Genomic DNA, 23,171 nt, shown 5'->3' with positions numbered 1-23,171 from the left:
GGGTTAACCCGCGTAAACCACAGCTATTTTCGCATCCGGATCAGCCCCTCCTGCGCGACGCTCGCGACCAGCCGTCCGTCGCGGGAGAAGATCTTGCCGCGGTTGAAGCCGCGCGCATGACCCGACCAGGGGGCATCGCAGGCATAGAGCAGCCAGTCGTCCGCGCGGAAATCCTCGTGCAGCCAGAGCGAATGATCGAGGCTGGCGGTCTGCAGACCCGGCGTGATCCAGTTGATCCCGTGCGGCAGCAGCGCGGTTCCCAGCAACGCCATGTCCGAGGCATAGGACAGGACCGCGCGGTGCATCGCGGGATCATCGCCGATCGGCGCCACGATCCGAAACCAGTTGGCATGGTTCGGTGCCTGCGCGGGCGGATCGATCCAGCTGCGCGGGTTGACCGGGCGGACCTCGATCGGGCGCCAGCGCAGCATGTGTGCACGAAACTTCTCGGGAATGCCGTCGATATTCTCCAGCCGCAGGTCACGATCGGAGCGCAGCTCCTCGGGCGGCGCGACGTCGGGCATCGCGTCCTGATGGTGAAGACCATCCTCGGGGGTCTGAAACGACGCCGCCATGTTGAGGATCGGCTGGCCCTTCTGCATCGCGATGACGCGACGCGTCGCAAAACTGCGGCCCTCGAAATCGCGGACGACGCGGTAGACGATCGGGTAATCCTCGTTACCCGGCCGCATGAAATAGGCGTGAAGCGAATGCGCGGCCTTGGGCGCCTCGGTCGAGCGCTGCGCGGCCTGGAGTGCCTGCGCGATCACCTGCCCGCCGAACACGCGGCCGACGCCGCCGGGCTGGCGCTTGCCGACATAGAGGTCGGTGTCGACCTCGTCGATCTCGAGCAGGTCGACGAGGCCCTGGGCGAGCGCTTCGGGGGACGTATTGGCAGTATCGGGGGTCATATAGTCTTCACCTTGTTCCCCGGCGCAGGCCGGGGCCCAGTCGGGGAGGTCGCAGTAACGGAGTGCAGTGGCAGACCGCAAGCGCTGCCCAACTGGGCCCCGGCCTTCGCCGGGGAACGGAAGCGTCAATAGCCCGCGGCGATGGCCAGCCTGTCGGCATGGAAGTTGGCGTCGCCGAACAGCTCGGCCAGCACGCGCGCGCGCTTCATGTAGAAACCGATGTCATATTCGTCGGTCATGCCGATGCCACCGTGCATCTGCACGCTTTCCTGCACGCTGAGCGTCGTCGCTAGCGCGGTCATCGCCTTGGCGACCGAGACGGCCTCGTCGGCCTTGTCGTCGCCCGTGTCGAGCAGCTGCTGCGCCTTCAGGACCGCGGCGCGCGCGACCTCCATCTCCGAATAGAGATGCGCGGCGCGGTGCTGGAGCGCCTGGAAGCTGCCGATCAGCGTGCCGAACTGCTTGCGCTGTTTCATATAGCCGATCGTCATGTCCATCGCGCCGCCGCCGACGCCGAGCAGCTCGGCGGACGCGCCGGTGCGGCCCGCGCGGAGCAGCCGATCGAGCGGCGCGCGGCCGGCGTCGACCTCACCGATCACCGCATCGGCATCGACCTCCACCCCGTCGAAGTCGAGCCGTGCGGCGAGGCTCGCATCGGCAAGCCGCTCAGCGTTCGCGCTGAGCCCGGCGGCGTCCTTCGGGACCGCGAACAAGGTGATCCCGTCGGCATCGTCCGCGCCGCCTGCGGTACGCGCGGCGACGATGATCAGGTCGGCGGTGTGGCCATGCGCGACGAAGCGCTTTGCGCCGGTCAGTTTAAAACCGTTGCCGGCGCGTTCGGCGGTCATCGCGATGCTGTCGCGGTGCTTGGCGGCCTCGTCGATCGCCAGCGCTGCTACCGTTTCGCCGGCGATGATGCCGGGGAACCAGCGTTCGGCCTGGCCGGTGCCCTTGAGCGCCTCGACCGCGGCAACGGCGGTGGTCAGGAACGGGGAGGGCGACAGGTTGCGACCGATCTGTTCGAGCACGACGCCCGCCTCGATATGGCCGAGGCCGAGTCCGCCCTGGTCCTCGCCGATCAGGATGCCGGTGAAGCCCATTTCGGCGAACTGCTTCCACAGGTCGCGCGAAAAGCCCGTGGCGTCCTCCGCATCACGCAGCGCGCGCATATGGCTGACGGGGGCGTGTTCCGCCACAAAGTCGCGGATCGTGTCCTGAAGGACGGTCTGGTCGTCGTCGAGATAGAGTGGCATTTCTGTTCCCCCGCGGAGGCGGGGGCCCAGGAGCCCCGCGCGCAGCGTTCGTGATTCTGGGCTCCCGCTTCCGCGGGAGAACGGTAGAGCTCAGGCCGGCAGTTCGAGGATTCGCTTGGCGATGATGTTGAGCTGGATCTCGCTCGTCCCGCCCTCGATCGAGTTCGCCTTGGTGCGGAGCCACGAGCGCGGGATCGCACCGCCGCGCGAGCGGTCGCTGTCCCATTCGAGCGCGTCCGAGCCGCCCGCCGCCATCATCAGTTCGTAGCGCGACTTGTTCAGCTCGGTGCCGTAATATTTCATCATGCTCGGCTGCGCGGGGTGCGCCTTGCCCGCCTTCAATTCATCGATGAAGCGTTCGGACATCGCCCCGAACGCCTTGGCGCGCACCTCGAACAGCGCGATCGACGCACGAAGCAGCGGGTCGGCAAGACGGCCGTCATGGCCGAGCCCGACGGTGGCGATCGCACCGTCGATCAGCGGGTTGCCGCCCGACGAGGCGAGCCCCATGCCCGAGATCATCTCGCGTTCGTGGCCGAGCAGATATTTGGCGACGTCCCAGCCCTTGTTCTCCTCGTACACGCGGTTGACCTTGGGGACCTCGACATTGTCGAAGAAGGTCTCGCAGAACGGCGAATTGCCGCTGATCAGCAGGATCGGCTTGGTCGAGACGCCCGGGGTCGCCATGTCGAACAGCACGAAGCTGATCCCGCCCTGCTTCGAGCTCTTGTCGGTGCGGACGAGGCAGAAGATCCAGTCCGCCTTGTCCGCGTAGCTGGTCCAGACCTTCTGGCCGTTGACGAGATAATGGTCGCCCTTGTCCTCCGCCGAGGTCGCGAGGCCGGCGAGATCGGAGCCCGCATTGGGTTCGGAATAGCCCTGGCACCAGCGGATCTCACCGCGCGCGATCTTGGTCAGGTGATCGAGCTTCTGCTCCTCGGTGCCATATTTCAGCAGTGCCGGCCCGAGCATCGAGATGCCGAAGCTGTTGAGCGGGTTGCGCGCCTTGATCGCTGCCATCTCCTCGCGGAGGATCTTGGTCTCGGCAGGCGACAGGCCACCGCCGCCATAGGCCTTGGGCCAGTCGGGGACAGTCCATCCCCTGGCCGCCATCCGGTCGAGCCAGTCCTTCTGCGCGGGGCTCGATGGCTTGAACTGGCGACCGCCCCAGCAGACATCGTCCTCCGAGCGGACGGGCTTGCGCATCTCGGGCGGGCAGTTTTCCGCGAGCCAGGCGCGGGTTTCGGTGCGAAAGGTGTCGAGGTCGGTCATCGGGTCTTCCTTTCTCCCTCTCCCCTGAGGGGAGAGGGCGTAGAATTTACTTGATCTTTCCACCGCTCGCGGCGGCATCCTTCAGCGACTTGGCAACCGGGAAGCCGTATTTCTCGAGCCCGGCGACGACCTTTGGCAAGCCTTCCGACTGCGCCCAGAACATCGGCCCGCCGCGATAGACCGGCCAGCCGTAACCGTAGATCCAGACGACATCGACGTCGGACGCACGCTGCGCCTTGCCCTCTTCGAGGATCAGCGCGCCTTCGTTGACCATCGTGTAGAGCGTGCGCGCGACGATCTCCTCGTCGCTGATCTCGCGCGGGGTGACACCCGACTTGGCGCGGAAATCGTCGATGATTTCGGCGACGCGGGGGGAGTTGGACGGCGTGCGCTTCTCGTCATAGTCGTAGAAGCCCGCCTTGGTCTTCTGGCCCCAGCGGTTTTCGGCCGCCAGCGCATCGCGGATATTCTCGATCCGGCTCGGGTCCCGGTGCCAGCCGATGTCGACGCCTGCGAGGTCGCTCATCTGGAACGGGCCCATCGGCATGCCGAACGCGACATGGACGCGGTCGATCTGCTCGGGGCTTGCGCCTTCGAGCAGCAGCTTGGTCGCCTCGACCTGGCGCGGCATCAGCATGCGGTTGCCGATGAAGCCATAGGTGACGCCCGCGACCACCGCGACCTTCCTGATCTTCTTGGCGAGCGCCATGACGGTCGCGAGCACGTCGTCCGCGGTCTTGTCGCCACGGACCACCTCGAGCAGCTTCATGACGTTGGCGGGCGAGAAGAAGTGCATGCCCACGACGTCCTCGGGCCGCTTCGTGCACGCCGCGATCTCGTCGATGTTCAGATAGGAGGTGTTCGAGGCGAGGATCGCGCCGGGCTTGGCGATTGCGTCGAGCTTGGTGAAGATGTCCTTCTTCACCTCCATCGTCTCGTACACCGCCTCGATGATCAGGTCGCATTCGGCGAGATCGGCGAAGTCGAGCGTGGGCTTTAGCGCGCCCATCGCCTGTTCGACCTGTTCGGGCTTCATCCGGCCCTTGGCGGCGGTCGCCTCGTAATTCTTGCGGACGACGCCGGTGCCGCGGTCGAGCGCGTCCTGCTGCATCTCGACGATCGTGACGGGGATGCCGGCGGACAGGAAGTTCATCGCGATGCCACCGCCCATCGTGCCCGCGCCGATCACGCCGACGCGTTTGATCTCGCGCAGTTTCGTGTCCGCGGGGACGTCGTCGATCTTGGCGGCCTGGCGCTCGGCGAAGAAAATGTGGCGTTGTGCGGCGGACTGGACCCCCATCATGAGCGCCATGAACTGCTCGCGCTCGAACGCGACACCCTCGGCGAAGCTCGACCCGTCGGCGGCCTTCTCGACGCAGGCGATGTTGGCGGCGGGCGCGTCGAAATTGCGGAAGCGGCGCGCGTTCTCCTTCTTGAATGCGGCGACCGCGTCGGGATCGGCCTGCGCGGTCTTCTCGGACGCGCGGGGCAGGGGGCGCTTCGCCGCGATCTCGCGCGCGAAGGCGATCGCGTCGGCTTCCAGGCTGTCCTCGCCGACGATCTTGTCGATCAGGCCGGCGTCGAGCGCCTTCTTCGCAGAGATCGGATCGCCCTTGGCGGTCATCTCGAGCGCAAGCTTGACGCCGGCGATGCGCGGGATGCGCTGCGTGCCGCCCGCGCCGGGTAGCAGGCCGAGCTTGACCTCGGGCGTGCCGATCTTGGCCGAGGGAACGGCGACGCGGTAATGGCAGCCGAGCGTGACTTCGCAGCCGCCGCCCAGCGCGGTGCCGTGGATCGCGGCGACGACGGGCTTGGACGACGCCTCGATCATGTCGACGACGGTCGGCAGGCCGGGCTCGACCATAGGCTTGCCGAATTCGGTGATGTCGGCGCCCGCGAAGAAGGTACGGCCGTCGCAGCGGATCACCATCGCGGTGATGCTCGCGTCGGCGACGCCGTCCTTGATCGCGGCTTCGAGCCCCTGGCGGACTGCGGCGCCAAGTGCGTTGACCGGCGGGTTGTTCGAGATGATGACGAGGACGTCGTCATGGCGTTCGGTGCGGATCGGGGTGGTCATTATTCTCTCCTGGTGACGGCCGCTGACGGGTCAAGTCATGGCGGCGTAGATCATCGTCTTGAGCTCGCGGCGGATGGGGTAGAGACTGCTGGGCGAGACCTGGGTCATGAAGACCATCGACAGGCGTTCGACCGGATCGATGAAGAAGGCGGTCGAGAACATCCCGCCCCAGTAATATTCGCCCTTCGACCCCGGCATCATCGATCGGACGGGATCGATGGTCACCGCGAAGCCCAGTCCGAAACCGGTGCCGGCATTCGTCGCCTCGCTGAACATCGACCGAGACATCGTCGTCAGGTCGGCGCCGCCGGGCAGATGGTTCTGCGTCATGAGTTCGAGCGTCTTGCGGCCGAGGATCCGCGCACCGTCGAGTTCGCCGCCGTTGAGGCACATCTGGCAGAAGCGTTGATAGTCCAGCGCGGTCGAGACGAGCCCGCCCCCGCCCGACAACAGCGTCGGCGGACGGCTCCACGCGCTCTTCTCGCCGCGATCGAGCATCGTGCGCCCCTTGCCCGGTGCGACCGTGTAGCAATCGGTCAGGCGATCCGTCTTGTCGGCAGGAACCTGGAATCCCGTGTCGTCCATCTTCAGCGGCACGAAGATCCGCGTCGTGAAGAAGGTGTCGAGCGTGACGCCCGAGACGCGCTCGACCACCGCGCCAAGCACGTCGGTGGCCACCGAATAATTCCACGCGGTCCCCGGCGAGAATTCGAGCGGCAGCGCGCCCAGCGCGGCGACGAACCCGTCAAGATCGAGATTGCCGTGCCAATTCTCGATCTTGCCTTCGCGATAGGCGGCGTCGACATTCGAGCGATTCTGGAAGCCGTAGGTCAGACCCGAGGTGTGGCGGAGCAGGTCGATCATCCGCATCGGCTCGGCGGTCGGTTTCACCGCAAAGGGGACCCCCGCACCGCCGCCGTTATAGACGCCGATCCCCTTGAACGCGGGCAGGACGTGATGAACCGGCGTGTCGAGCGCGACGAGGCCCTGTTCGACCAGCATCATGAACGCGACCGAGGTGATCGGTTTGGTCATCGACGCGATCCGGAACAGCGAGGTCTCGTCGATCGGCGCGCCGCCTTCGCGGGCGAGGCCCTGATGCGAGAAATGCACGGTTTCGCCGTCGCGCGCGATCAGCAGCTGCGCATTGGGGAGCTTGCCGGTGACGATATAGCGGTCTTTCAACAGCCTATCGATCGCGGCAAGCCGTGCCGGATCGAAGCCGTGCCGTTCAGCCGCCCCAGCGAACGCGGCGGTCATCGCCAGCTTCCCCGCATGCACCATACCCCCGGTTCGAACATGGGCACTCCTATTGCCTTGAGTGGCGTGCAAATCAACTCTAAACGTGCATCCGGTTGGCGGATAAGCCAAACCCGAAATTCATATTTGGAGTAGGCTGGCCTTGGCTCATGAACCAATCATCGCCCTGGACCCCAACTGGCCGGTCATGTCGATGGCGGAAACCGAACGGCGTCTGACTGCGCCCGGCGGCAAGTTCGAGATGGAGACCGTGACGATCGGCGGGGTCGCGACGCGCGTGTGGAAGAATGCGCCGCCGTCGCTGCGTTACCTGATCGAGGCCGCGCGCGGTCATGGCGAGCGCGTCTTCACCATCTATGAAGACGAGCGCGTGACCTATGAAGCGACGTGGCGCGCGGTGACGACGCTGGCGGCGCATCTGCGTACGCTGGGCATCGGGCCGGGCGACCGTGTCGCGCTGGCGATGCGCAACCTGCCCGAATGGCCGGTCGCGTTCTTCGCAGCGACCGCGATCGGCGCGGTGATGGTGCCGTTGAACGCGTGGTGGACGGGCGCGGAGATGGCCTATGGTCTCGCCGATTCGGGTGCCCGGGTCCTGATCACCGACGATGAACGCCATCACCGGCTCGAGGATATCTACGCGACGATTCCGTCGCTAGAGCAGGTGCTGATCAGCCGCGCGGTCGCGCCGCTGACCGGTATCGCAGCGCCGCTGGAGGACGTGATCGGGGCGTCGTCGCACTGGGCGACGCTGCCCGACCAGCCGCTGCCCGACGCGGTGATCGCGCCCGACGACGATGCGACGATTTTCTATACCAGCGGCACGACCGGTGCCCCCAAGGGGGCGCTGGGGACGCATCGCAACATGATGTCGAACATCCTGACCGGGGGCTATTCGGGCGCGCGATCGGCCCTGCGGCGCGGCGAGATGCCGCCCGAGCCGACCCCGCGCGTGACGCTGACCGTCATCCCGCTCTTCCACGTCACCGCCTGCTCGGCGGGCATGATGGGGGTGATCGCGACGGGGAGCACGATGATCTTCATGCGCAAGTGGGACACCGTCCGTGCGATGGAGATCATCGAACGCGAAAAGGTGAACGTGACCGGCGGCGTGCCGACGATCGCGTGGCAGCTGATCGAGCATCCCGACCGCGGCAACTATGATCTCTCGTCGCTCGAATCGATCGCCTATGGTGGCGCGCCCTCGGCACCCGAGCTGGTCAGGCGCATCCATAGCGAGCTCGGTGCGCTGCCCGGCAATGGCTGGGGCATGACCGAGACGATGGCGACGGTCACGCATCACGGCGCGGAGGATTATCTCAACCGGCCGAGCAGCGCGGGCCCCCCCGCGCCGGTCGTCGACCTGAAGATCGTCGCGGAGGACGGCGTCACCGAGCTTCCGGTCGGCGAGGTCGGCGAGCTCTGGGCGCGCGGGCCGATGATCGTGAAGGGCTATTGGAACAAGCCGGAGGCGACCGCGACGACGTTCATCGACGGCTGGGTGCGGACGGGGGATCTCGCGCGGCTCGACGAGGAGGGGTTCTGCTACATCGTCGACCGCGCCAAGGACATGATCATTCGGGGTGGCGAAAACATCTATTCGTCGGAGGTTGAGAATGTCCTCTATGCGCATCCCGCGGTCACCGACTGCGCGCTGATCGGGCTGCCTCACCGCACGCTGGGCGAGGAGCCGGTTGCCGTCGTCCACCTCGCTCCCGGTGCGCAGGCGAGCGAGGCGGAACTGCAGGCCTGGGTGCGCGAACGGCTCGCGGCGTTCAAGACGCCCGTCGCCATCCGCTTCGTGCCCGAGACCTTGCCCCGCAACGCGAACGGCAAGATCCTGAAAAAGGACCTGCAATCGCTTTTTGCGGATCGGATTCCGACCACGGCATCATAGTTTAGGGCGATTCGTTCTGCATCTCGCAGGCGGAGCGTCAACACCGCTTGAATGCCGCCCCGATTGTGACAAGGGGAAGGGCAAGCGAGGGGTAACGGCATGGCGAACGACGATTATACGGCCCAGGCGGGTACGGCGGACGTCCATGAGGGAGGGCCGCCGCCCGCTAGGGGCGGGGCAACCACGGAAACCAGCGCGGAAGGGGTGTTCGAACCCCCGATCGGCGTTGGTGTCGAGGATGCGATGCGGATCGCGCAGCGACGCGATCGCCTGCTCGCCGCGCTGACGCTGACCGCCGGAATTGGGCTGGTCATCGCATTGCCGTTCGCGTTGAAGGCAGGGGCGGAGTTCTTCCTGCCGCTGACGACCGCGCTGGTGATCGCCGTCGCACTGATTCCGGTGCTCGAATGGCTCGAACGGCGGGGCGTGCCGTCGCCGATCGCGGCGCTCGCGTGCATTCTGGTGTTCTTGGTCGCGGCCAATGTCGCGATCGCCGCGATCCTCGTGCCGGCAACCGACTTTTTTCGGCTGCTGCCGACACGGCTCGATCGGATCCAGAGCAATCTGGCGCCGCTGCTCGATCTTTATTCGAGCCTCGAGAAATATGTGAACAAGACGCTGCGGCAGGTCGCGTCGACGCCGATCAAGCAGCCTGCAACCGCGGGCGTCGCGGCACCGAGTTCGATCCTCGAATTCGCCGCGACATCCGCGCCGGCGGTCATCGTCCAGCTGCTGTTCGGGATCCTGATCGTGTTCTTCTTCCTGTCCGGCTGGACGGGCATGCGACGGCAGACGATCACGGGCCGCACGAGCTTCGACGGGGCGATGGCGACCGCCCGCGTGATTCAGGACGTGGTCGACGATGTCTCGGCCTATCTCGGCACGATCACCGTCATCAATGTCCTGCTCGGGATCGTGACCGGCACCGCCTTGTGGGCGATCGGCATGCCCTATCCGGCGATGTGGGGCGGGATCGTCGCCCTGCTGAACTACATCCCCTATTTCGGACCCGTGATCGGCGCTTTCCTGCTCGGGCTGGGCGGGTTGATGACCTTTTCGGATATCTGGATGGCGCTGCTTCCCCCGGCATTGATGTACGGGCTGCATCTCGTCGAGGCGAACGCGATCACGCCGTTCATCGTCGGCCACCGGCTGACGATCAGCCCGCTGCTGATCCTGATCTCTCTGAGCTTCTGGGGCTGGGTCTGGGGCACGCTCGGCGCGTTGCTGGCGGTGCCGCTGCTGATCATCATTCAGACCGTGCTGGGCGCAGCGGGGAAGCCCGATATCGCGGGGTTCCTGTTCGAGCATGGCACGCTGGTGCAGCAGAAAAGCGGGCGGAATCGGCGCCGGGGGGACGCGTCCGACGACCAACGTGAAACAGGCGGCTGAATGGGGGTTGACGCTATCCCAACCCTCGCCTAGTTGCCGCCTCCACGCTGTTTCAGCGGGTGTAGCTCAGTTGGTTAGAGCGCCGGCCTGTCACGCCGGAGGTCGCGGGTTCGAGTCCCGTCACTCGCGCCATCGTTCGTCGATGGTGTGAAATAGTGTCTACGACGGTGACGACTGCCAGACCGGTTTGCGGGTGCTGTGCAGAGGTCGTCATTGGGAATGCGGGTGTAGCTCAGTTGGTTAGAGCGCCGGCCTGTCACGCCGGAGGTCGCGGGTTCGAGTCCCGTCACTCGCGCCACCCTAAGGGGTGGCCGAGCCCCCCTTTAAAATATTAGCCGCCGTCCGGACAGTGACCGGGATCAGCGCCCCGTTTCCATCCAGCGCAGCACGGGTTTCAGCGGCGCTATCCAGATCAGCCCTGTGACGAGATAGAATGCCAGCTGGCCCAGCCAGTGCCAGCTGCCGACGATCGTCGACAGGCTGACGATCGCGACGCACCACAGGGTGATCAGCAACAGGATGCCGAGCATCCCGGCGGGTTTGCGCCAGCTAGGTGTCATGGCGTGATCCAGTCCTTGTCTGTGGCGATGGCGTGAAGCGGCACGTCCCAGGCGTCGGGCGTCAGCGCGTCGACCTCCTGGATCGCCAGCGCGATCCCGATTCGCCATGCGTCGGGATGCGCGAGAAATGCGCGGTCGTAATAGCCTGCGCCCTGGCCGATGCGATTGCCGTGACGATCGAACCCCACCAGCGGGGTGAGGATGATGTCAGGGGCGAGCGCAGCGGCATCGGCCGGGGGCTGGTGAAGCCCGAAGGGGCCTGCGATCAGCGCCGCCTCGGTCTCCCACGCGAGAAACCGCATCGGCTGGTCGCGGCGCACGACGTGGGGAAGCGCGATGACGCACCCTGCCTCGACAGCAGCGCGTGCGAACGGCAAGGGATCCGCCTCACCAGCCATCGGAACATAGGAGGCGACGGTCAGGCCGGGCGAAAGCCGGGCCAGGAACGCGTCCGGGACGCGGATCTCGACCGGCGCGGCGGCCGCACGGGCGGCCCGCAATGCGGTACGTAGCGCGGCCTTGTCGCTCACGGGTGCGGATCGATCATGCGGGTATCGTCCGATGACGGGAATGGTGATGTGGCGGGCCCACCATGGCCGTGTGCCGGGTTATCCACTGACGCACGGTACGTCAGGTGGGGACCATATGCTTCGGACCATGGTCCTAACAGGGACAGCCCCCTATGGATGATGAATAGCCTCAGGGATAATAAAGGCTCGTACCGGGCAGAACCCGCCAAGGCCAATCTAGGCGCTCGGCGGGCTTTGCTCAAGGGCCTGTGCAAGTCCTTCGAGACGATCGGCGATGCGCGTCAGCGCGATCTCGCTGACCGCCGATCCTTCGGGCGGACGATGCGCGGCTTCGTCGAGATCATCGGCGAGCATCAGTGCGACGAACAGCATCGCGCGTTCGGCGCTGAGCCCCCCGGCGGCGCGGTCCGCGACCGGCCAGCGTTCGGCGAGCATCGCGCCGAGCAGACGCACGCGCGATTCCTCGCCGTCGCGACACGCGACCGCATGCGGGCGGCCACCGATATCGAGCATGACCTGTGCCATCAGTTGGGGCTCCCGCGGGTGATGACGTCGTCGAGCGCGGCGACCGCCTCCGCCATGCGCGCCTTCAGCGCGGCATGCCGCCTGGCGAGTGCGTCGCCGCTTTCGGCGCGTGCGTGGATCGCGGCTTCGATCCGGCCGATAGCGGCGTCGATCCTGTCGACCGCGGTTGGACCGTCGGGAGGCCTGTCGACGGCCGTCGGCGCGTCGGGAAGAGTATCTGGCATAGATTGCGAGATAGCATGGCCGGGGGGCGCGGCAAGCGGCTTTCGCCCGTGCCGCACACCGTCCATGGTGTTGACAGGGCGCCCCACCGCCCCGCAAAGGCAGCGCGCCCGGAACGGACTCACGGGCGTAGCGGAGATACAGCAATGACGGTCAAGGTTGCGATCAACGGTTTCGGGCGGATCGGCCGGCTCGTTGCCCGCGCGGTTCTCGAGCAGTCGAACGGCGCACTCGAACTCGTCGCGATCAACGATCTCGGCGACGCCAAGGCGAACGCCTGGCTGTTCAAGCGCGACAGCGTTCACGGCAAATATCCGGGCGACGTGTCGGCCGAGGGCAATGAACTCGTCGTCGACGGCAAGCGAATCCGCGTCACCGCCGAGCGCGACCCCGCCAACCTGCCGCACGCCGAGCTGGGCGTCGACATCGTGCTCGAATGCACCGGCTTCTTCACCGACAAGGCAAGCTGCCAGAAGCATCTCGACGCCGGCGCCAAGAAGGTGCTGATCTCGGCACCGGGCAAGAATGTCGACCTGACGGTCGTCTATGGCGTCAATCACGACAAGCTGACGGCCGAGCACACGATCGTGTCGAACGCGTCGTGCACGACCAACTGCCTGGCCCCTGTCGCCAAGGTGCTGAACGACGCGATCGGCATCGAGCGCGGCCTGATGACGACGATCCACGCCTATACCAACGATCAGAAGATCCTCGACCAGATCCACCCGGACCTGCGTCGCGCACGTGCTGCGGCGATGTCGATGATCCCGACCACGACGGGCGCCGCGCGCGCCGTGTCCGAAGTGCTGCCCGAACTGAAGGGCAAGCTCGACGGCTCGGCGATCCGCGTGCCCGTGCCGGACGTGTCGCTGATCGACCTGACCTTCACGCCCTCGCGCGACACGACTCGCGAGGAAGTGAACGCGGTGCTGAAGGCGGCGTCCGAGAGCGGCCCGCTGGTCGGCGTGCTCGACTGGTCGGACGAGCCGCTCGTCTCGATCGATCTCCAGCATACCCCGGCCTCGTCGACGATCGACAGCCTGGAGACCGCGGTGATCGACGGCAAGCTGGTCCGCGTCGTCAGCTGGTACGACAATGAATGGGGCTTCTCGAACCGCATGGTCGACACGGCCACGGCGATGGCGAAGTTCATCTGAGGTAGAGTACGAGAATGCGGTTCCGCTTCCTCCCTTGCCGTTCGCTTCGAGCGAAGTCGAAAAGTCGCGGCTCGTGACAGCTGGTGTCTCGACTGCGCTCGACACGAACGGGAAAGAGGCCGGGGCCGCAGGCACGATCGCCGGCATCGCGCGTCACGCGCGCGCGAAAGCTCCGATGGAGGTCATCGACCATGTCGAGATCACCATCGAGGCCGGTCTGCACGGTGACTTTCGCGGCTATGTAAAGCCCGGCGGCAGGGGGCGGCGCCAGGTCACGCTGCTCGAACGCGGCGACTGGGACGCGGCGATGGCCGAGGTCGGCTGTGATATTCCCTGGTACGAACGCCGCGCGAACCTTCTCGTCGACGGCTTCGACCTTCCCCAGATACCCGGCACGCGGCTTCGCATCGGCGCGGACGTGGTGCTGGAGGTGACGCGCCACACCGATCCGTGCGAACGGATGGAAGCCCTGGCGCCAGGATTGTTCGCCGCGCTCACGTCCGACTGGCGGGGCGGGGCGTGTACCCGCGTTTTGATGGGCGGCAGAATCGCCGTCGGTGACGAGATCAGGATCGAAGAACCATGAGCAAGCCATACAAGACGCTCGACGACATGGGCGATGTGCGGGGCAAGCGCGTGCTTGTCCGCGAAGACCTCAACGTGCCGATGGCCGAAGGCGCCGTCACCGACGACACGCGCTTGCGGGCGACCGTCGCGACGGTCGGCGAACTGGCCGACAAGGGCGCGATCGTCCTGATCCTCGCCCATTTCGGCCGCCCCAAGGGCAATCCGAGCCCGGAATTGTCGCTCTCGCAGGTCGTCCGGCCGTATAGCGACGTGCTGGGCCGCGAGGTTCGCTATGTCGACTGGGAGGGCGCGGACGACGCGGTCGCCATACTCGAACCCGGCAATATCGCGGTTCTGGAGAACACGCGCTTCTTCGGCGGCGAGGAGACGAATGATCCGGCGGTGGTCGCGCGTTTTGCGAGCCTCGGCGATCTCTACGTCAACGACGCCTTCTCCGCCGCGCACCGCGCGCACGCCTCGACCGAGGGTCTGGCACACGTCCTGCCGGCCTTTGCTGGTCGTGCGATGGAGGCCGAACTCGACGCGCTCCAGAAGGCGCTCGGCGCGCCGGAGCATCCCGTCGCGGCAGTCGTTGGCGGCGCGAAGGTTTCGTCGAAGCTCGACGTGCTGCGGCACCTGGTCACGCGCGTCGATCACCTGATCATCGGCGGCGGCATGGCCAACACCTTCCTCGCAGCGCGCGGCGTCGATGTCGGCAAGAGCCTGTGCGAGCATGAACTCGCCGCCACCTGCGAACAGATCATGGAGGCCGCCGACAAGGCGAACTGCACCGTCCATCTGCCGTACGACGTCGTCGTCGCGAAGGAGTTCAAGCCGAACCCCGCCACGCGCACGATCAACGTGCACGAGGTCGCAGCGGATGAGATGATCCTCGACGTCGGCCCGGCTGCGGTCGAATCGCTTGGCGACGTCCTGAAGAATTGCCGGACTCTCGTCTGGAATGGTCCGCTCGGCGCATTCGAGACGCCGCCGTTCGACACCGCCACGGTCGCGCTCGCCAGGACGGCGGCGGCACTCACCGAGGGTGGTTCGCTGGTCTCGGTCGCGGGCGGTGGCGATACGGTCGCAGCGCTCAACCATGCCAGGGTCGCGGATGCGTTTACCTTCGTGTCGACCGCCGGCGGTGCGTTCCTGGAATGGATGGAGGGCAAGGACCTTCCCGGCGTCGCCGCGCTGACCCGTTAAGGCGTCGGCGCCGGCTCGTTGAGCAGGGGCACAAGCAGCGTGTTCAGGTCGGCCAGGTCGAACGCGCCGGGTTTCGCATAGCGGACGACCCCGGCGCGATCGATGATGTAGTTGGTCGGCAGCGCGCCCATCACGCCGAACGCGCCCTTGATCCGCCGCGCCGATGGTATTGCCAGCGCCGCGAAGACCGGTTTCAGTTTGTACGCCGGGAGCGAATCTTCGGTTGCGACCGCGAAGACGCGCAGACCGTTGTCCTTGCGCAGCCGGTAATAGGTGTCGAGCAGCGGCAATTCCGCCTTGCACGGCCCGCACCATGTCGCTCAGAAATTGAGGATGACGACCTGTCCGTGCAGGTCGGTGCTGCTGATCCTGCTGCCGTCGATCAGCGTCAGCTCGAATTTTGGCGCCCGGTCGCCGACCTTGATCGTCGCTGACGCGTGAGACGGCGTCATCGCGATCGCCAGCGCCAGTGCGCTCGCGATCACGCCCTTTATCGAAACCGTCATTGCCCGCTCTCCCCCCGGAGGTTTTCCCGACGCCAACCTCGGCGTCCGGGGATGGTGCGTCAATCCGTCCCTGGCGCGCGTTCGAGTACAGTCGAGCAGGGGTTGATCAAGCGCCGCCCCTTGCCTATGTTTAACATGTTAAACGGAGACTCGGATGCTCGGCGTCAGGCTCGATAGCGACCTCGAAGAACGACTCGCGGCGGTCGCCCGCACGCAAGGGCGCAGCAAGAGCGATATCGCACGTGAAGCCGTGCGCCGCTACGTCGAACGCCACGATGAAGCGTTCCTTGCGGAGGCAAAGCGGCAATCGCTCCTCGCTGCCGCACATGATCGACACGCGAAGGACGAAGACTGGGATGCCATGTTCGCGGAGTCCCTGACGTGAAAATTACACGGGGCATGGTCGTGATCGGGGCTGGCAAAGGGGAGTCTTCCCGGAAGCCACGACCGTTCCTCGTCGTTCAGTCAGACCTGTTCGCTGATCATGGCACGGTCTCGCTGTGCCCACTCACCAGCGTCATCACCGGCACCAGCCTCTTTCGCGTGTCGCTCGAGGCGTCGCCCGAGACGGGTCTTCTCTGCGACAGCGAGATTCAGGTCGACAGGCTCGACACGCTCGACCGCAACGCCATCGTCAAGATTATCGGTACGATACCCATCACCACCATGACCCGGGTCGACGACGCGCTGCGCCGCTGGCTCGAACTCTAAGACAGGAATGACCATGACCTCGACGATCACACCGCAAATCAAGACTATCCTCGACAAGTATGAGGCCACGAGTTCGGCGGTAAAGGCGAACCTTGCGCGCATCCTGATGCAGGGCAAGCTCGGCGGTACCGGCAAGCTGGTGATCCTGCCCGTCGACCAGGGTTTCGAGCACGGCCCGGCACGCAGCTTCTCGGTCAATCCGGCGGCCTATGACCCACACTATCATTACCAGCTCGCGATCGACGCGGGGCTCAGCGCCTATGCAGCGCCGCTCGGCATGCTCGAGGCGGGCGCGGACACGTTCGCCGGGCAGATCCCGACGATTCTGAAGTGCAACAGCTCGAACAGCTGGGCGACGACGATCGACCAGGCGGTGACCGCGACCGTGGCGGATGCGGTGCGGCTCGGCTCGGCGGCGATCGGCTTCACCATCTATCCGGGCGCGGACCAGTTCTTCGACCTGGTCGAGGAAATCCGCGAGCTGAGCGAAGAGGCCAAGTCGGTCGGCATCGCGACCGTGATCTGGTCCTATCCGCGTGGCGGCGAGCTGACCAAGGACGGCGAGCTCGCGCTCGACGTCGGCGCCTATGCCGCGCACATGGCGGCGCTGCTCGGTGCGCACATCATCAAGACCAAGCTGCCGACCGATCATATCGAGCAGAAGGAAGCCAAGCCGCTCTATGCCGGCACCGACTGGTCCAAGCAGGCCGATCGCGTCCGCCACGTCGTCCAGTCGAGCTTTGCCGGGCGTCGCATCAACGTGTTCTCGGGCGGCGCGTCCAAGGGTGCCGATGCGGTCTTCCAGGATGCACGCGATATTCGTGACGGCGGTGGCAACGGCTCGATCATCGGCCGCAACACCTTCCAGCGTCCGCGCGACGAGGCACTGGCGATGCTCGACCGGATCATCCGGATCTACAAGAACGAGGAATAAGCGCGGCTTCGCCCGTCCGTCATCCCGGCTCTGCGCCGGGGTGACGGGCGCGGCGCGACCCGCTAGGGGCGGGGAATGACCGAAGAAGATCCACTGGGCCCGCTCGACCCGACATTCGCCGAGAATTTCCGTCGCGACATGCGGCGGCCGCCATGTCAGCTCTATCTCGTCTCGCCGCTCGACGTCGGCGGCGACTTTCCCGAGCGGCTTGCGCGCGCGCTCGACGCCGGGCCGGTGGCCGCGTTCCAGTTCCGCGTGAAGGACATCGACCAACACGCCGCCGCCGCGCTCGGTGCGCCGCTGCGTGCGATCTGTGCCGAGCGCGATGTCGCGTTCATCGTCAACGACGATATCGGGCTGGCAAAGCGGCTCGACGCGGACGGCGTGCATCTCGGGCAGAGCGATGGCGATCCGCGCGAGGCGCGCGCGCAGCTCGGCCCCAATGCGCAGATCGGCGTGACCTGTCACGGCAGCCGGCATCTGGCGATGGAAGCGGGCGAGGCCGGTGCGGACTATGTCGCATTCGGGGCCTTTCATCCGACCACGACCAAGACCGTCGAGCATCTGGCCGAGCCCGTGCTCTTGTCCTGGTGGTCGACGCTGTTCGAAATGCCGTGTGTCGCGATCGGCGGGATCACGCCCGACAATGCCGCGGCGCTGGCGGCGGCGGGGGCCGATTTCATCGCGGTGTCGGGCGCCGTCTGGAATGGCGACGAGGTCGCTGCGGTCAAGGCATTCGGCGAGGTGCTCGCCAAGCGTTGAGTAGGTTGTCCGTCGCCGGATGCTTCGGGCGGCGCGCTGCTTGGCTCTGGATCCTGACTTTCGTCAGGATGACGGGAGGGGTCTTGGCTGGCGTCACGGAAACAACCGTCGTTCCAACCGTTTGATGCAGTAGCGTAACGGTTGGGATGACGAGCATGACGGCATTTGTGACGAAAGCTTCGGTTCTTGCAGGTTGCCTGCTCGCGGCCCTGCCGGCGATGGCGCAGCCTGTCCCTGCCAAGCCGGTACCGATCGACCGCAACGTACTTCACGTCCAGGTGATCCTCGATCATCTGGGTTTCGGTCCGGGCGTACTCGACGGTCGCGGCGGGCAATCGCTCGTGGCCGCGCTCAAGGGATTCCAGGAGGCGAAGGGGCTGCCGATCACGGGCAAGCCCGACACGCAGACGATGCGCGCGCTGTATCCCTATCGTGCGGCACGGCCGACCGTCACGGTCGCGCTGACGCCCGATATGCTGGCGGGGCCATTCGTCAATCCGCTGCCCAAGGACCCGGCGAAGCAGGCCGAGCTTCAGACGATCGGCTACCGGACGATCATGGAGAAGCTGGGTGAGATGTTCCACACCACGCCTGCGGTAATCATGGCCCTCAACTCGCCGTCGACCAAACTGTCGGCGGGGACAAAGGTGGTGTTCCCGAACGCTCTCCCGACGTCGCGCGACTATGATCCCAAGTTCCGTCCTGACTGGCGCGCGACGCTCAACATGCTGAACGTTGATGCGAAGCAGCCCCAGGCGGATCACGTCGTCGTCGACAAGTCCGACGGCGTCCTCCGGGTGCTCGACGCGAACGACAGGCTGATCGCGCAGTTCTCCGCGACGATGGGGTCGAGCCACGACCCGCTGCCGCTGGGGACGTGGACGATCAAGGGCTCTGACTATAACCCCAAATTCCACTTCAACCCGGCGCTGTTCTGGGATGCGAAGAAGGGACAGAAGAAGGAGATGCTGCCGCCGGGGCCGAACGGTCCGGTCGGCGTCGTCTGGATGGACCTTTCGAAGGATCATTACGGCATTCACGGCACGCCCAACCCCGAGACGATCGGGCGCGCCGAAAGCCATGGCTGTATCCGCCTGACGAACTGGGATGCGGCAAGGCTATCGATGATGATCAAGCCGGGGACCAAGGCGGTCTTCCAGGCCTGATCGCATGACGCGGACGTTCTGGGTTATTCTCGCGCTGATCGTCCTGGTGGTTGGCGCGTTCGCTTCGATGCTGTCTTTTGGGGATGGCGGGCGACGGTCGGTGGCGTGGCGCGCGTCGTCGCCGACGGCGTCGAACGTCGCGGTCGCGGAGGACGGGGTTGCGGACGCGCCCCGTTCGTTGACGATGCCGGTGCTGGGTGTCCCACGCACCGCGGTCGGCAACAGCTGGAACGATCCGCGCGGCGGCGGGCTGCGCGGGCATCATGGCACCGACATCATGGCGGCGGGCGGCACGCCGGTCGTCGCGGCGGCGCCAGGACGAATCGAGAAGCTGTTCCAGAGCGCGCTTGGCGGGATCACCGTCTATGTCCGGTCACCCGACCGGCGCTGGACCTATTATTATGCGCACCTCGCGGGCTATGCGCCGGGCGTGCGCGAAGGGATGGCGGTCGCGGCGGGGGACCGACTTGGCTATGTCGGCGACACTGGTGACGCGGGCGCAGGCAATTATCACCTGCATTTCGGGGTGAGCCGGATGCAGCCGGGCCAGCGCTGGTGGCAGGGCGAAGAGGTCAATCCCTACCCGCTGCTTGCCCGCGCGCGGCCATCCCGCTAAAGCGCGCGGCTTCGGGTTTCCGCACGGCCTTGCCTGGCGGACGGCCCCTAGCTCTTTCCAGCAGGAATCGGTCATGAAGATCAACGCGGTCGAGATTCGTCCCGGCAACATCCTTGAATATGAAGGCGGCATCTGGCGCGCCGTGAAGATTCAGCACACCCAGCCCGGCAAGGGCGGCGCCTATATGCAGGTCGAGATGAAGAACCTCATCGACGGCCGCAAGAGCAACACGCGCTTCCGCTCTGCCGAGAGCGTCGAGAAGGTCCGGCTTGACACCGTCGACTTCCAGTATCTGTTCCGCGACGGCGACGCGCTGACCTTCATGGACAAGGTCAATTACGAGCAGATCACGCTCGATGCCGACATTCTGGGCGACGCCGCGGCGTTCCTGCAGGACGGCATGGATGTCGTGATGGAGCTTTGGGAAGAGCGGCCGATCTCGGTCCAGTTGCCCGACACGATCGAGGCGCTGATCGTCGAGGCCGATGCCGTCGTGAAGGGGCAGACCGCCTCGTCGTCGTACAAGCCCGCGGTGCTCGAGAACGGCGTGCGCGTGATGGTCCCGCCGCATATCGGTGCCGGCACGCGGATCGTGGTCGATGTCTATGAGCAGACCTATGTAAGGCGTGCTGATTAAGGCCGAGCGGCCGAGACGGATAGCTTAAGCTATCCGCACGACCCGCCGGCCCGGCCGGCGGGCATGGCCCGGCCGACGACGCGGGCTTTGCCCGCGGCCTGGGTCTGCGGCACTGCCCCACCCCAACCCCTCCCCTGAAGGGGAGGGGCTGAAAGGATTGAAATGCCCAGCCATTCCGGCATCATGACCGTCATCGAGCGCGCCGCCCGCAAGGCCGCGCCGCGCCTGCGCCGCGATTTTAACGAGGTCCAGCAGCTGCAGGTCAGCCGCAAGGGCCCCGCCGACTTTGTCAGCCAGGCCGACCAGCGCGCCGAGCAGACGATCTTCGAAGAGCTGAGCCACGCACGCCCCGACTGGGGCATGTTGATGGAGGAGCGCGGCGAGGTCGCGGGTGATCCCAACAAGCCGCGCTTCATCGTCGACCCGCTCGATGGCACGTCGAACTTCCTCCACGGCATCCCGCATTTCTGCATCTCGATCGCGGTCGAGGAGCCGATGCCGAACGGCAAGCGCGAGGTCACGACTGCGCTCGTGTATCAGCCGCTCACCGACGAGAGCTTCTGGGCTGAGCGAGGCCGCGGCGCGTGGCTGACCGACCAGCGCCTGCGGGTGTCGTCGCGGCGCGATCTAGCCGATTCGCTGATCGCGACAGGTATTCCGTTCCTCGGTCATGGCGATTTTGCGCAGTGGAGCCGCATCTTCGGTGCGGTCGCGCCCGAGGTGGCGGGGATCCGCCGTCTCGGCGCGGCGGCGCTCGATCTCGCCTGGCTGGCAGCCGGGCGGTTCGACGGCTTCTGGGAATCGAACCTGAAGCCGTGGGACGTCGCGGCGGGGATGTTGCTGGTCAAGGAAGCGGGCGGCTACGTGACTGACTTCCGCGGTGGCGACCGCGCGATGGAGCGCAACGAGTTCCTCGCGGCGAATGATGCGCTGCATTCGCGGCTGCATAAGCTGGTGGCCGGCGCGCTGCGCTGAGGCATTTGGGTCGGTAGGCCGGGCCGGCCTACCAAATGTCCGTCACCCCAGTTTTTGCTGGGGTGACGGTCTTGCTGGGGGCTACGACCGGCGCCTGGCGGTTGCCGTTGCTTGCACAACCATGCAGGTAACGCAGGTTTCCCGCGACGCTCATACGGCTGTTGCGAGTGATTCTCACGGGCCGCCAGCCTTGCCCCACGGGGCCCATCGGCCTAAAGGCTCCCCATCTGTTCGCATCTGCGAGAAGCCATTTGGTCGACCTGTCGCACTATCTTCCGATCCTCCTGTTCCTCGGGGTCGCCATCGCATTGTCGAGCACGTTCGTGTTCCTGCCGATGGCTGTCTCCAGGCTCACCGGGTCGCACAAGCCTACGCCTGAGAAGCTGAGCGAATATGAGTGCGGCTTCCCCGCATTCGAGGATCCGCGCAGCCAGTTCGACGTGCGCTTCTACCTGATCGCCATCCTCTTCATCATCTTTGATCTCGAGGCGGCGTTTCTGTTTCCCTGGGCCGTCTCGGTCTTCACGCTCGGCTGGACCGCGTGGATCTCGATGATGATCTTTATCGGCGAACTGGCCCTCGGCCTCGCCTATGCATGGAAGAAGGGAGCACTCGATTGGGAGTAGAGCTCACATCGCAGCCCGGTTCCGGTCTGCTGGCACCCGCCGGCGGTGGCGCGATCGTGCCGCCCGACCAGGGCTTTTTCGACGGCCTGAACGGTGAACTGACCGACAAGGGTTTCCTGGTCACCTCGACCGAGGAGCTGTTCCAGTGGGCCCGTACCGGCTCGCTGTGGTGGATGACGTTCGGGCTCGCCTGCTGCGCGGTCGAGATGATCCACGTCAACATGCCGCGCTACGATCTCGAGCGCTTCGGTGCCGCACCGCGCGCGTCGCCGCGTCAGTCGGACGTGATGATCGTCGCCGGAACGCTGTGCAATAAGATGGCGCCCGCACTTCGCAAAGTCTACGACCAGATGTCGGAGCCGAAATACGTGATCTCGATGGGATCATGCGCGAACGGCGGCGGCTATTATCATTATAGCTACAGCGTCGTGCGCGGCTGTGACCGGATCGTCCCCGTCGACATCTACGTCCCCGGGTGTCCGCCGACCGCGGAAGCGCTGCTGTACGGCATCATGCAGTTGCAGCGGAAGATCCGGCGGTCCGGGAGCATCGAACGGTGAGGGCGCCCGCACCAGCCTATGCCGCCAATGACGGCACGATCGACGCGGCCCGCGCCGCGCTCGGCGGCATGCTGCTCGACGCGGTCGACAAGGTCGGCGAGGTCGCTCTCCACGTTCGTCGCGAGGACCTGTATGACGCGATGATCGCACTGCGCGACACGCCGGGGCTTGCCTATCAGCAGCTCATGGAGATCGCCGGCGTCGACTATCCCGATCGTGCCGAGCGGTTCGAGGTCGTCTATTGCATGCTGTCGCTGACGCGGAACCACCGCCTGCGCGTCCATGTCGCGACCGACGAGGACAAGCCGGTACCGTCGGTGACCGACATCTGGCCGGTCGCCGGCTGGCTCGAGCGTGAAGTGTACGACATGTACGGCGTGCTGTTCAGCGGCAACCCGGACCTGCGCCGCATCCTGACCGATTACGGCTTTCGCGGGCATCCGCAGCGCAAGGACTTCCCGCTGACGGGCTATGTCGAGCTGCGCTATTCGGAAGAGGCGAAGCGCGTCGTGTACGAGCCGGTGCAGCTCGCACAGGATTTCCGCACGTTCGACTTCATGAGCCCGTGGGAGGGCGCCGAATACGTCCTTCCGGGTGACGAGAAGGGCGCACTGCCGCAGGCCAAGGGGGCGCAGACCCCGCTGTCGGCCGATACGATCGTCAAGGCGGATGCCGCACAGAGCGCGACCAAGGCGCCCGATGCGCCGAGCGAGCCCTATGCGAAGAAGGACGTCCAGAACACTACGCAGAGCGGTGCGGGCGAGCCCGATCCGGGCAACCAGAAGCAGGACAAGCCCGTGGAGTCGGACGTTATCCCGACCAAGGGCGGAGGACAGAACCAGTGAGTCT

Annotated in this window: 27 protein-coding genes and 2 tRNA genes; 18 read left to right on the top strand and 11 right to left on the bottom strand. The window is 66.0% G+C overall.

The window, feature by feature from the left end; genetic code table 11:
* Window positions 1-23: 23 nt before the first annotated feature.
* From IFT87_RS09855 to IFT87_RS09835, 5 genes are all read right to left on the bottom strand, one after another.
* Complete coding sequence (locus IFT87_RS09855; RefSeq protein ID WP_037527363.1) at window positions 24-911, bottom strand: acyl-CoA thioesterase; 888 nt, start codon at window positions 909-911, stop codon at window positions 24-26.
* Between the two features lie 125 nt (window positions 912-1,036).
* The gene (locus tag IFT87_RS09850; protein WP_192008341.1) at window positions 1,037-2,164 is read right to left on the bottom strand and encodes an acyl-CoA dehydrogenase family protein; all 1,128 of its coding nucleotides are present in this window, start codon (window positions 2,162-2,164) and stop codon (window positions 1,037-1,039) included.
* A 90-nt stretch (window positions 2,165-2,254) separates the two neighbouring features.
* On the bottom strand, window positions 2,255-3,436 hold the full coding sequence (locus IFT87_RS09845) for an acyl-CoA dehydrogenase family protein (protein WP_037527502.1): 1,182 nt from the start codon (window positions 3,434-3,436) through the stop codon (window positions 2,255-2,257).
* Window positions 3,437-3,482: 46 nt separating this feature from the next.
* Window positions 3,483-5,513, bottom strand: coding sequence for a 3-hydroxyacyl-CoA dehydrogenase NAD-binding domain-containing protein (locus IFT87_RS09840; protein WP_037527504.1), 2,031 nt, complete (start codon window positions 5,511-5,513; stop codon window positions 3,483-3,485).
* A 30-nt stretch (window positions 5,514-5,543) separates the two neighbouring features.
* On the bottom strand, window positions 5,544-6,773 hold the full coding sequence (locus IFT87_RS09835) for a serine hydrolase domain-containing protein (RefSeq protein ID WP_031394456.1): 1,230 nt from the start codon (window positions 6,771-6,773) through the stop codon (window positions 5,544-5,546).
* A 187-nt stretch (window positions 6,774-6,960) separates the two neighbouring features.
* Here IFT87_RS09835 and IFT87_RS09830 point away from each other — a divergent pair, with 187 nt between their 5' ends.
* From IFT87_RS09830 to IFT87_RS09815, 4 genes are all read left to right on the top strand, one after another.
* Window positions 6,961-8,670, top strand: coding sequence for a class I adenylate-forming enzyme family protein (locus tag IFT87_RS09830; RefSeq protein WP_192008339.1), 1,710 nt, complete (start codon window positions 6,961-6,963; stop codon window positions 8,668-8,670).
* Between the two features lie 243 nt (window positions 8,671-8,913).
* A complete protein-coding gene (locus IFT87_RS09825) occupies window positions 8,914-10,062 on the top strand; it encodes an AI-2E family transporter (protein WP_081874318.1) in 1,149 nt (382 codons plus the stop codon).
* Window positions 10,063-10,117: 55 nt separating this feature from the next.
* Window positions 10,118-10,194: transfer RNA gene (locus tag IFT87_RS09820), tRNA-Asp, on the top strand.
* 89 nt (window positions 10,195-10,283) lie between these two features.
* Window positions 10,284-10,360, top strand: a tRNA-Asp gene (locus IFT87_RS09815).
* 61 nt (window positions 10,361-10,421) lie between these two features.
* Here the strand turns inward: IFT87_RS09815 and IFT87_RS09810 are convergent.
* The 4 genes from IFT87_RS09810 to IFT87_RS09795 form a co-directional block, all read right to left on the bottom strand.
* A complete protein-coding gene (locus tag IFT87_RS09810; protein WP_031396564.1) occupies window positions 10,422-10,622 on the bottom strand; it encodes a DUF2842 domain-containing protein in 201 nt (66 codons plus the stop codon).
* Entirely contained in the window at window positions 10,619-11,152 is a 534-nt protein-coding gene (locus tag IFT87_RS09805) for a 5-formyltetrahydrofolate cyclo-ligase (protein ID WP_037527506.1), read from the bottom strand. Before IFT87_RS09805 ends, IFT87_RS09810 begins: the two co-directional genes overlap by 4 nt.
* A gap of 216 nt (window positions 11,153-11,368) precedes the next feature.
* Window positions 11,369-11,677, bottom strand: a complete 309-nt coding sequence (locus IFT87_RS09800; protein WP_031440961.1) for a cell division protein ZapA — start codon at window positions 11,675-11,677, stop codon at window positions 11,369-11,371.
* Window positions 11,677-11,901: a hypothetical protein gene (locus tag IFT87_RS09795; RefSeq protein WP_031396567.1), complete on the bottom strand. Its 225-nt coding sequence runs from the start codon at window positions 11,899-11,901 to the stop codon at window positions 11,677-11,679. Before IFT87_RS09795 ends, IFT87_RS09800 begins: the two co-directional genes overlap by 1 nt.
* A 144-nt stretch (window positions 11,902-12,045) precedes the next feature.
* Here IFT87_RS09795 and gap point away from each other — a divergent pair, with 144 nt between their 5' ends.
* From gap to IFT87_RS09780, 3 genes are all read left to right on the top strand, one after another.
* Entirely contained in the window at window positions 12,046-13,056 is a 1,011-nt protein-coding gene (gap, locus tag IFT87_RS09790; RefSeq protein WP_192008337.1) for a type I glyceraldehyde-3-phosphate dehydrogenase, read from the top strand.
* A 175-nt stretch (window positions 13,057-13,231) separates the two neighbouring features.
* Complete coding sequence (locus tag IFT87_RS09785) at window positions 13,232-13,642, top strand: MOSC domain-containing protein (RefSeq protein ID WP_052148901.1); 411 nt, start codon at window positions 13,232-13,234, stop codon at window positions 13,640-13,642.
* Window positions 13,639-14,829, top strand: coding sequence for a phosphoglycerate kinase (locus IFT87_RS09780; protein WP_037527509.1), 1,191 nt, complete (start codon window positions 13,639-13,641; stop codon window positions 14,827-14,829). The genes IFT87_RS09785 and IFT87_RS09780 overlap by 4 nt, the downstream gene beginning before the upstream one ends.
* On the opposite strand, the gene IFT87_RS21025 is transcribed toward IFT87_RS09780, so the two are convergent.
* The gene (locus IFT87_RS21025) at window positions 14,826-15,119 is read right to left on the bottom strand and encodes a hypothetical protein (RefSeq protein WP_426290776.1); all 294 of its coding nucleotides are present in this window, start codon (window positions 15,117-15,119) and stop codon (window positions 14,826-14,828) included. The genes IFT87_RS09780 and IFT87_RS21025 overlap by 4 nt on opposite strands.
* A gap of 30 nt (window positions 15,120-15,149) precedes the next feature.
* Complete coding sequence (locus tag IFT87_RS21020; protein WP_426290777.1) at window positions 15,150-15,335, bottom strand: hypothetical protein; 186 nt, start codon at window positions 15,333-15,335, stop codon at window positions 15,150-15,152.
* Window positions 15,336-15,489: 154 nt separating this feature from the next.
* On the opposite strand from IFT87_RS21020, the gene relB reads away from it, so the two are divergent.
* From relB to IFT87_RS09720, 11 genes are all read left to right on the top strand, one after another.
* A complete protein-coding gene (gene relB, locus IFT87_RS09770; protein WP_037527511.1) occupies window positions 15,490-15,720 on the top strand; it encodes a type II toxin-antitoxin system RelB family antitoxin in 231 nt (76 codons plus the stop codon).
* Window positions 15,717-16,046 (top strand): type II toxin-antitoxin system PemK/MazF family toxin, encoded by a 330-nt coding sequence (locus IFT87_RS09765; RefSeq protein ID WP_081877811.1) that lies wholly within the window; start codon window positions 15,717-15,719, stop codon window positions 16,044-16,046. The genes relB and IFT87_RS09765 overlap by 4 nt, the downstream gene beginning before the upstream one ends.
* A 13-nt stretch (window positions 16,047-16,059) precedes the next feature.
* Entirely contained in the window at window positions 16,060-16,980 is a 921-nt protein-coding gene (locus tag IFT87_RS09760) for a class I fructose-bisphosphate aldolase (RefSeq protein ID WP_037527538.1), read from the top strand.
* Window positions 16,981-17,055: 75 nt separating this feature from the next.
* Window positions 17,056-17,742 carry a thiamine phosphate synthase gene (gene thiE / locus IFT87_RS09755; RefSeq protein ID WP_031440955.1) on the top strand — a complete coding sequence of 229 codons (687 nt, stop codon included), beginning with the start codon at window positions 17,056-17,058 and terminating at the stop codon, window positions 17,740-17,742.
* A 146-nt stretch (window positions 17,743-17,888) separates the two neighbouring features.
* Window positions 17,889-18,908 (top strand): L,D-transpeptidase family protein, encoded by a 1,020-nt coding sequence (locus IFT87_RS09750; protein ID WP_426290778.1) that lies wholly within the window; start codon window positions 17,889-17,891, stop codon window positions 18,906-18,908.
* 4 nt (window positions 18,909-18,912) lie between these two features.
* Entirely contained in the window at window positions 18,913-19,524 is a 612-nt protein-coding gene (locus IFT87_RS09745) for a M23 family metallopeptidase (RefSeq protein ID WP_031440953.1), read from the top strand.
* A gap of 73 nt (window positions 19,525-19,597) precedes the next feature.
* Window positions 19,598-20,161, top strand: coding sequence for an elongation factor P (gene efp / locus IFT87_RS09740; RefSeq protein WP_037527514.1), 564 nt, complete (start codon window positions 19,598-19,600; stop codon window positions 20,159-20,161).
* Between the two features lie 162 nt (window positions 20,162-20,323).
* A complete protein-coding gene (locus IFT87_RS09735) occupies window positions 20,324-21,136 on the top strand; it encodes an inositol monophosphatase family protein (RefSeq protein WP_031393846.1) in 813 nt (270 codons plus the stop codon).
* Between the two features lie 251 nt (window positions 21,137-21,387).
* Complete coding sequence (locus IFT87_RS09730) at window positions 21,388-21,762, top strand: NADH-quinone oxidoreductase subunit A (protein WP_031393845.1); 375 nt, start codon at window positions 21,388-21,390, stop codon at window positions 21,760-21,762.
* Window positions 21,753-22,322, top strand: coding sequence for a NuoB/complex I 20 kDa subunit family protein (locus IFT87_RS09725; protein ID WP_037527518.1), 570 nt, complete (start codon window positions 21,753-21,755; stop codon window positions 22,320-22,322). Before IFT87_RS09730 ends, IFT87_RS09725 begins: the two co-directional genes overlap by 10 nt.
* Entirely contained in the window at window positions 22,319-23,167 is an 849-nt protein-coding gene (locus IFT87_RS09720; protein ID WP_037527520.1) for an NADH-quinone oxidoreductase subunit C, read from the top strand. The genes IFT87_RS09725 and IFT87_RS09720 overlap by 4 nt, the downstream gene beginning before the upstream one ends.
* Window positions 23,168-23,171 lie beyond the last annotated feature (4 nt).

Origin of the sequence: Sphingomonas sp. CFBP 8765 (genome assembly GCF_014841445.1) — a bacterium.
Taxonomy (GTDB): Bacteria; Pseudomonadota; Alphaproteobacteria; order Sphingomonadales; family Sphingomonadaceae; genus Sphingomonas; species Sphingomonas aerolata.
This window is presented reverse-complemented; position numbering and strand designations above follow the sequence as displayed.

Coding starts and splice junctions, on each gene's coding strand:
- IFT87_RS09855 (WP_037527363.1), bottom strand. CDS start 911: ATGACCCCCGATACTGCCAATACGTCCCCCGAAGCGCTCGCCCAGGGC.
- IFT87_RS09850 (WP_192008341.1), bottom strand. CDS start 2,164: ATGCCACTCTATCTCGACGACGACCAGACCGTCCTTCAGGACACGATC.
- IFT87_RS09845 (WP_037527502.1), bottom strand. CDS start 3,436: ATGACCGACCTCGACACCTTTCGCACCGAAACCCGCGCCTGGCTCGCG.
- IFT87_RS09840 (WP_037527504.1), bottom strand. CDS start 5,513: ATGACCACCCCGATCCGCACCGAACGCCATGACGACGTCCTCGTCATC.
- IFT87_RS09835 (WP_031394456.1), bottom strand. CDS start 6,773: ATGACCGCCGCGTTCGCTGGGGCGGCTGAACGGCACGGCTTCGATCCG.
- IFT87_RS09830 (WP_192008339.1), top strand. CDS start 6,961: ATGTCGATGGCGGAAACCGAACGGCGTCTGACTGCGCCCGGCGGCAAG.
- IFT87_RS09825 (WP_081874318.1), top strand. CDS start 8,914: ATGCGGATCGCGCAGCGACGCGATCGCCTGCTCGCCGCGCTGACGCTG.
- IFT87_RS09810 (WP_031396564.1), bottom strand. CDS start 10,622: ATGACACCTAGCTGGCGCAAACCCGCCGGGATGCTCGGCATCCTGTTG.
- IFT87_RS09800 (WP_031440961.1), bottom strand. CDS start 11,677: ATGGCACAGGTCATGCTCGATATCGGTGGCCGCCCGCATGCGGTCGCG.
- IFT87_RS09795 (WP_031396567.1), bottom strand. CDS start 11,901: ATGCCAGATACTCTTCCCGACGCGCCGACGGCCGTCGACAGGCCTCCC.
- gap (WP_192008337.1), top strand. CDS start 12,046: ATGACGGTCAAGGTTGCGATCAACGGTTTCGGGCGGATCGGCCGGCTC.
- IFT87_RS09785 (WP_052148901.1), top strand. CDS start 13,232: ATGGAGGTCATCGACCATGTCGAGATCACCATCGAGGCCGGTCTGCAC.
- IFT87_RS09780 (WP_037527509.1), top strand. CDS start 13,639: ATGAGCAAGCCATACAAGACGCTCGACGACATGGGCGATGTGCGGGGC.
- IFT87_RS21020 (WP_426290777.1), bottom strand. CDS start 15,335: ATGACGGTTTCGATAAAGGGCGTGATCGCGAGCGCACTGGCGCTGGCG.
- relB (WP_037527511.1), top strand. CDS start 15,490: ATGCTCGGCGTCAGGCTCGATAGCGACCTCGAAGAACGACTCGCGGCG.
- IFT87_RS09760 (WP_037527538.1), top strand. CDS start 16,060: ATGACCTCGACGATCACACCGCAAATCAAGACTATCCTCGACAAGTAT.
- thiE (WP_031440955.1), top strand. CDS start 17,056: ATGACCGAAGAAGATCCACTGGGCCCGCTCGACCCGACATTCGCCGAG.
- IFT87_RS09750 (WP_426290778.1), top strand. CDS start 17,889: ATGACGAGCATGACGGCATTTGTGACGAAAGCTTCGGTTCTTGCAGGT.
- IFT87_RS09745 (WP_031440953.1), top strand. CDS start 18,913: ATGACGCGGACGTTCTGGGTTATTCTCGCGCTGATCGTCCTGGTGGTT.
- efp (WP_037527514.1), top strand. CDS start 19,598: ATGAAGATCAACGCGGTCGAGATTCGTCCCGGCAACATCCTTGAATAT.
- IFT87_RS09735 (WP_031393846.1), top strand. CDS start 20,324: ATGCCCAGCCATTCCGGCATCATGACCGTCATCGAGCGCGCCGCCCGC.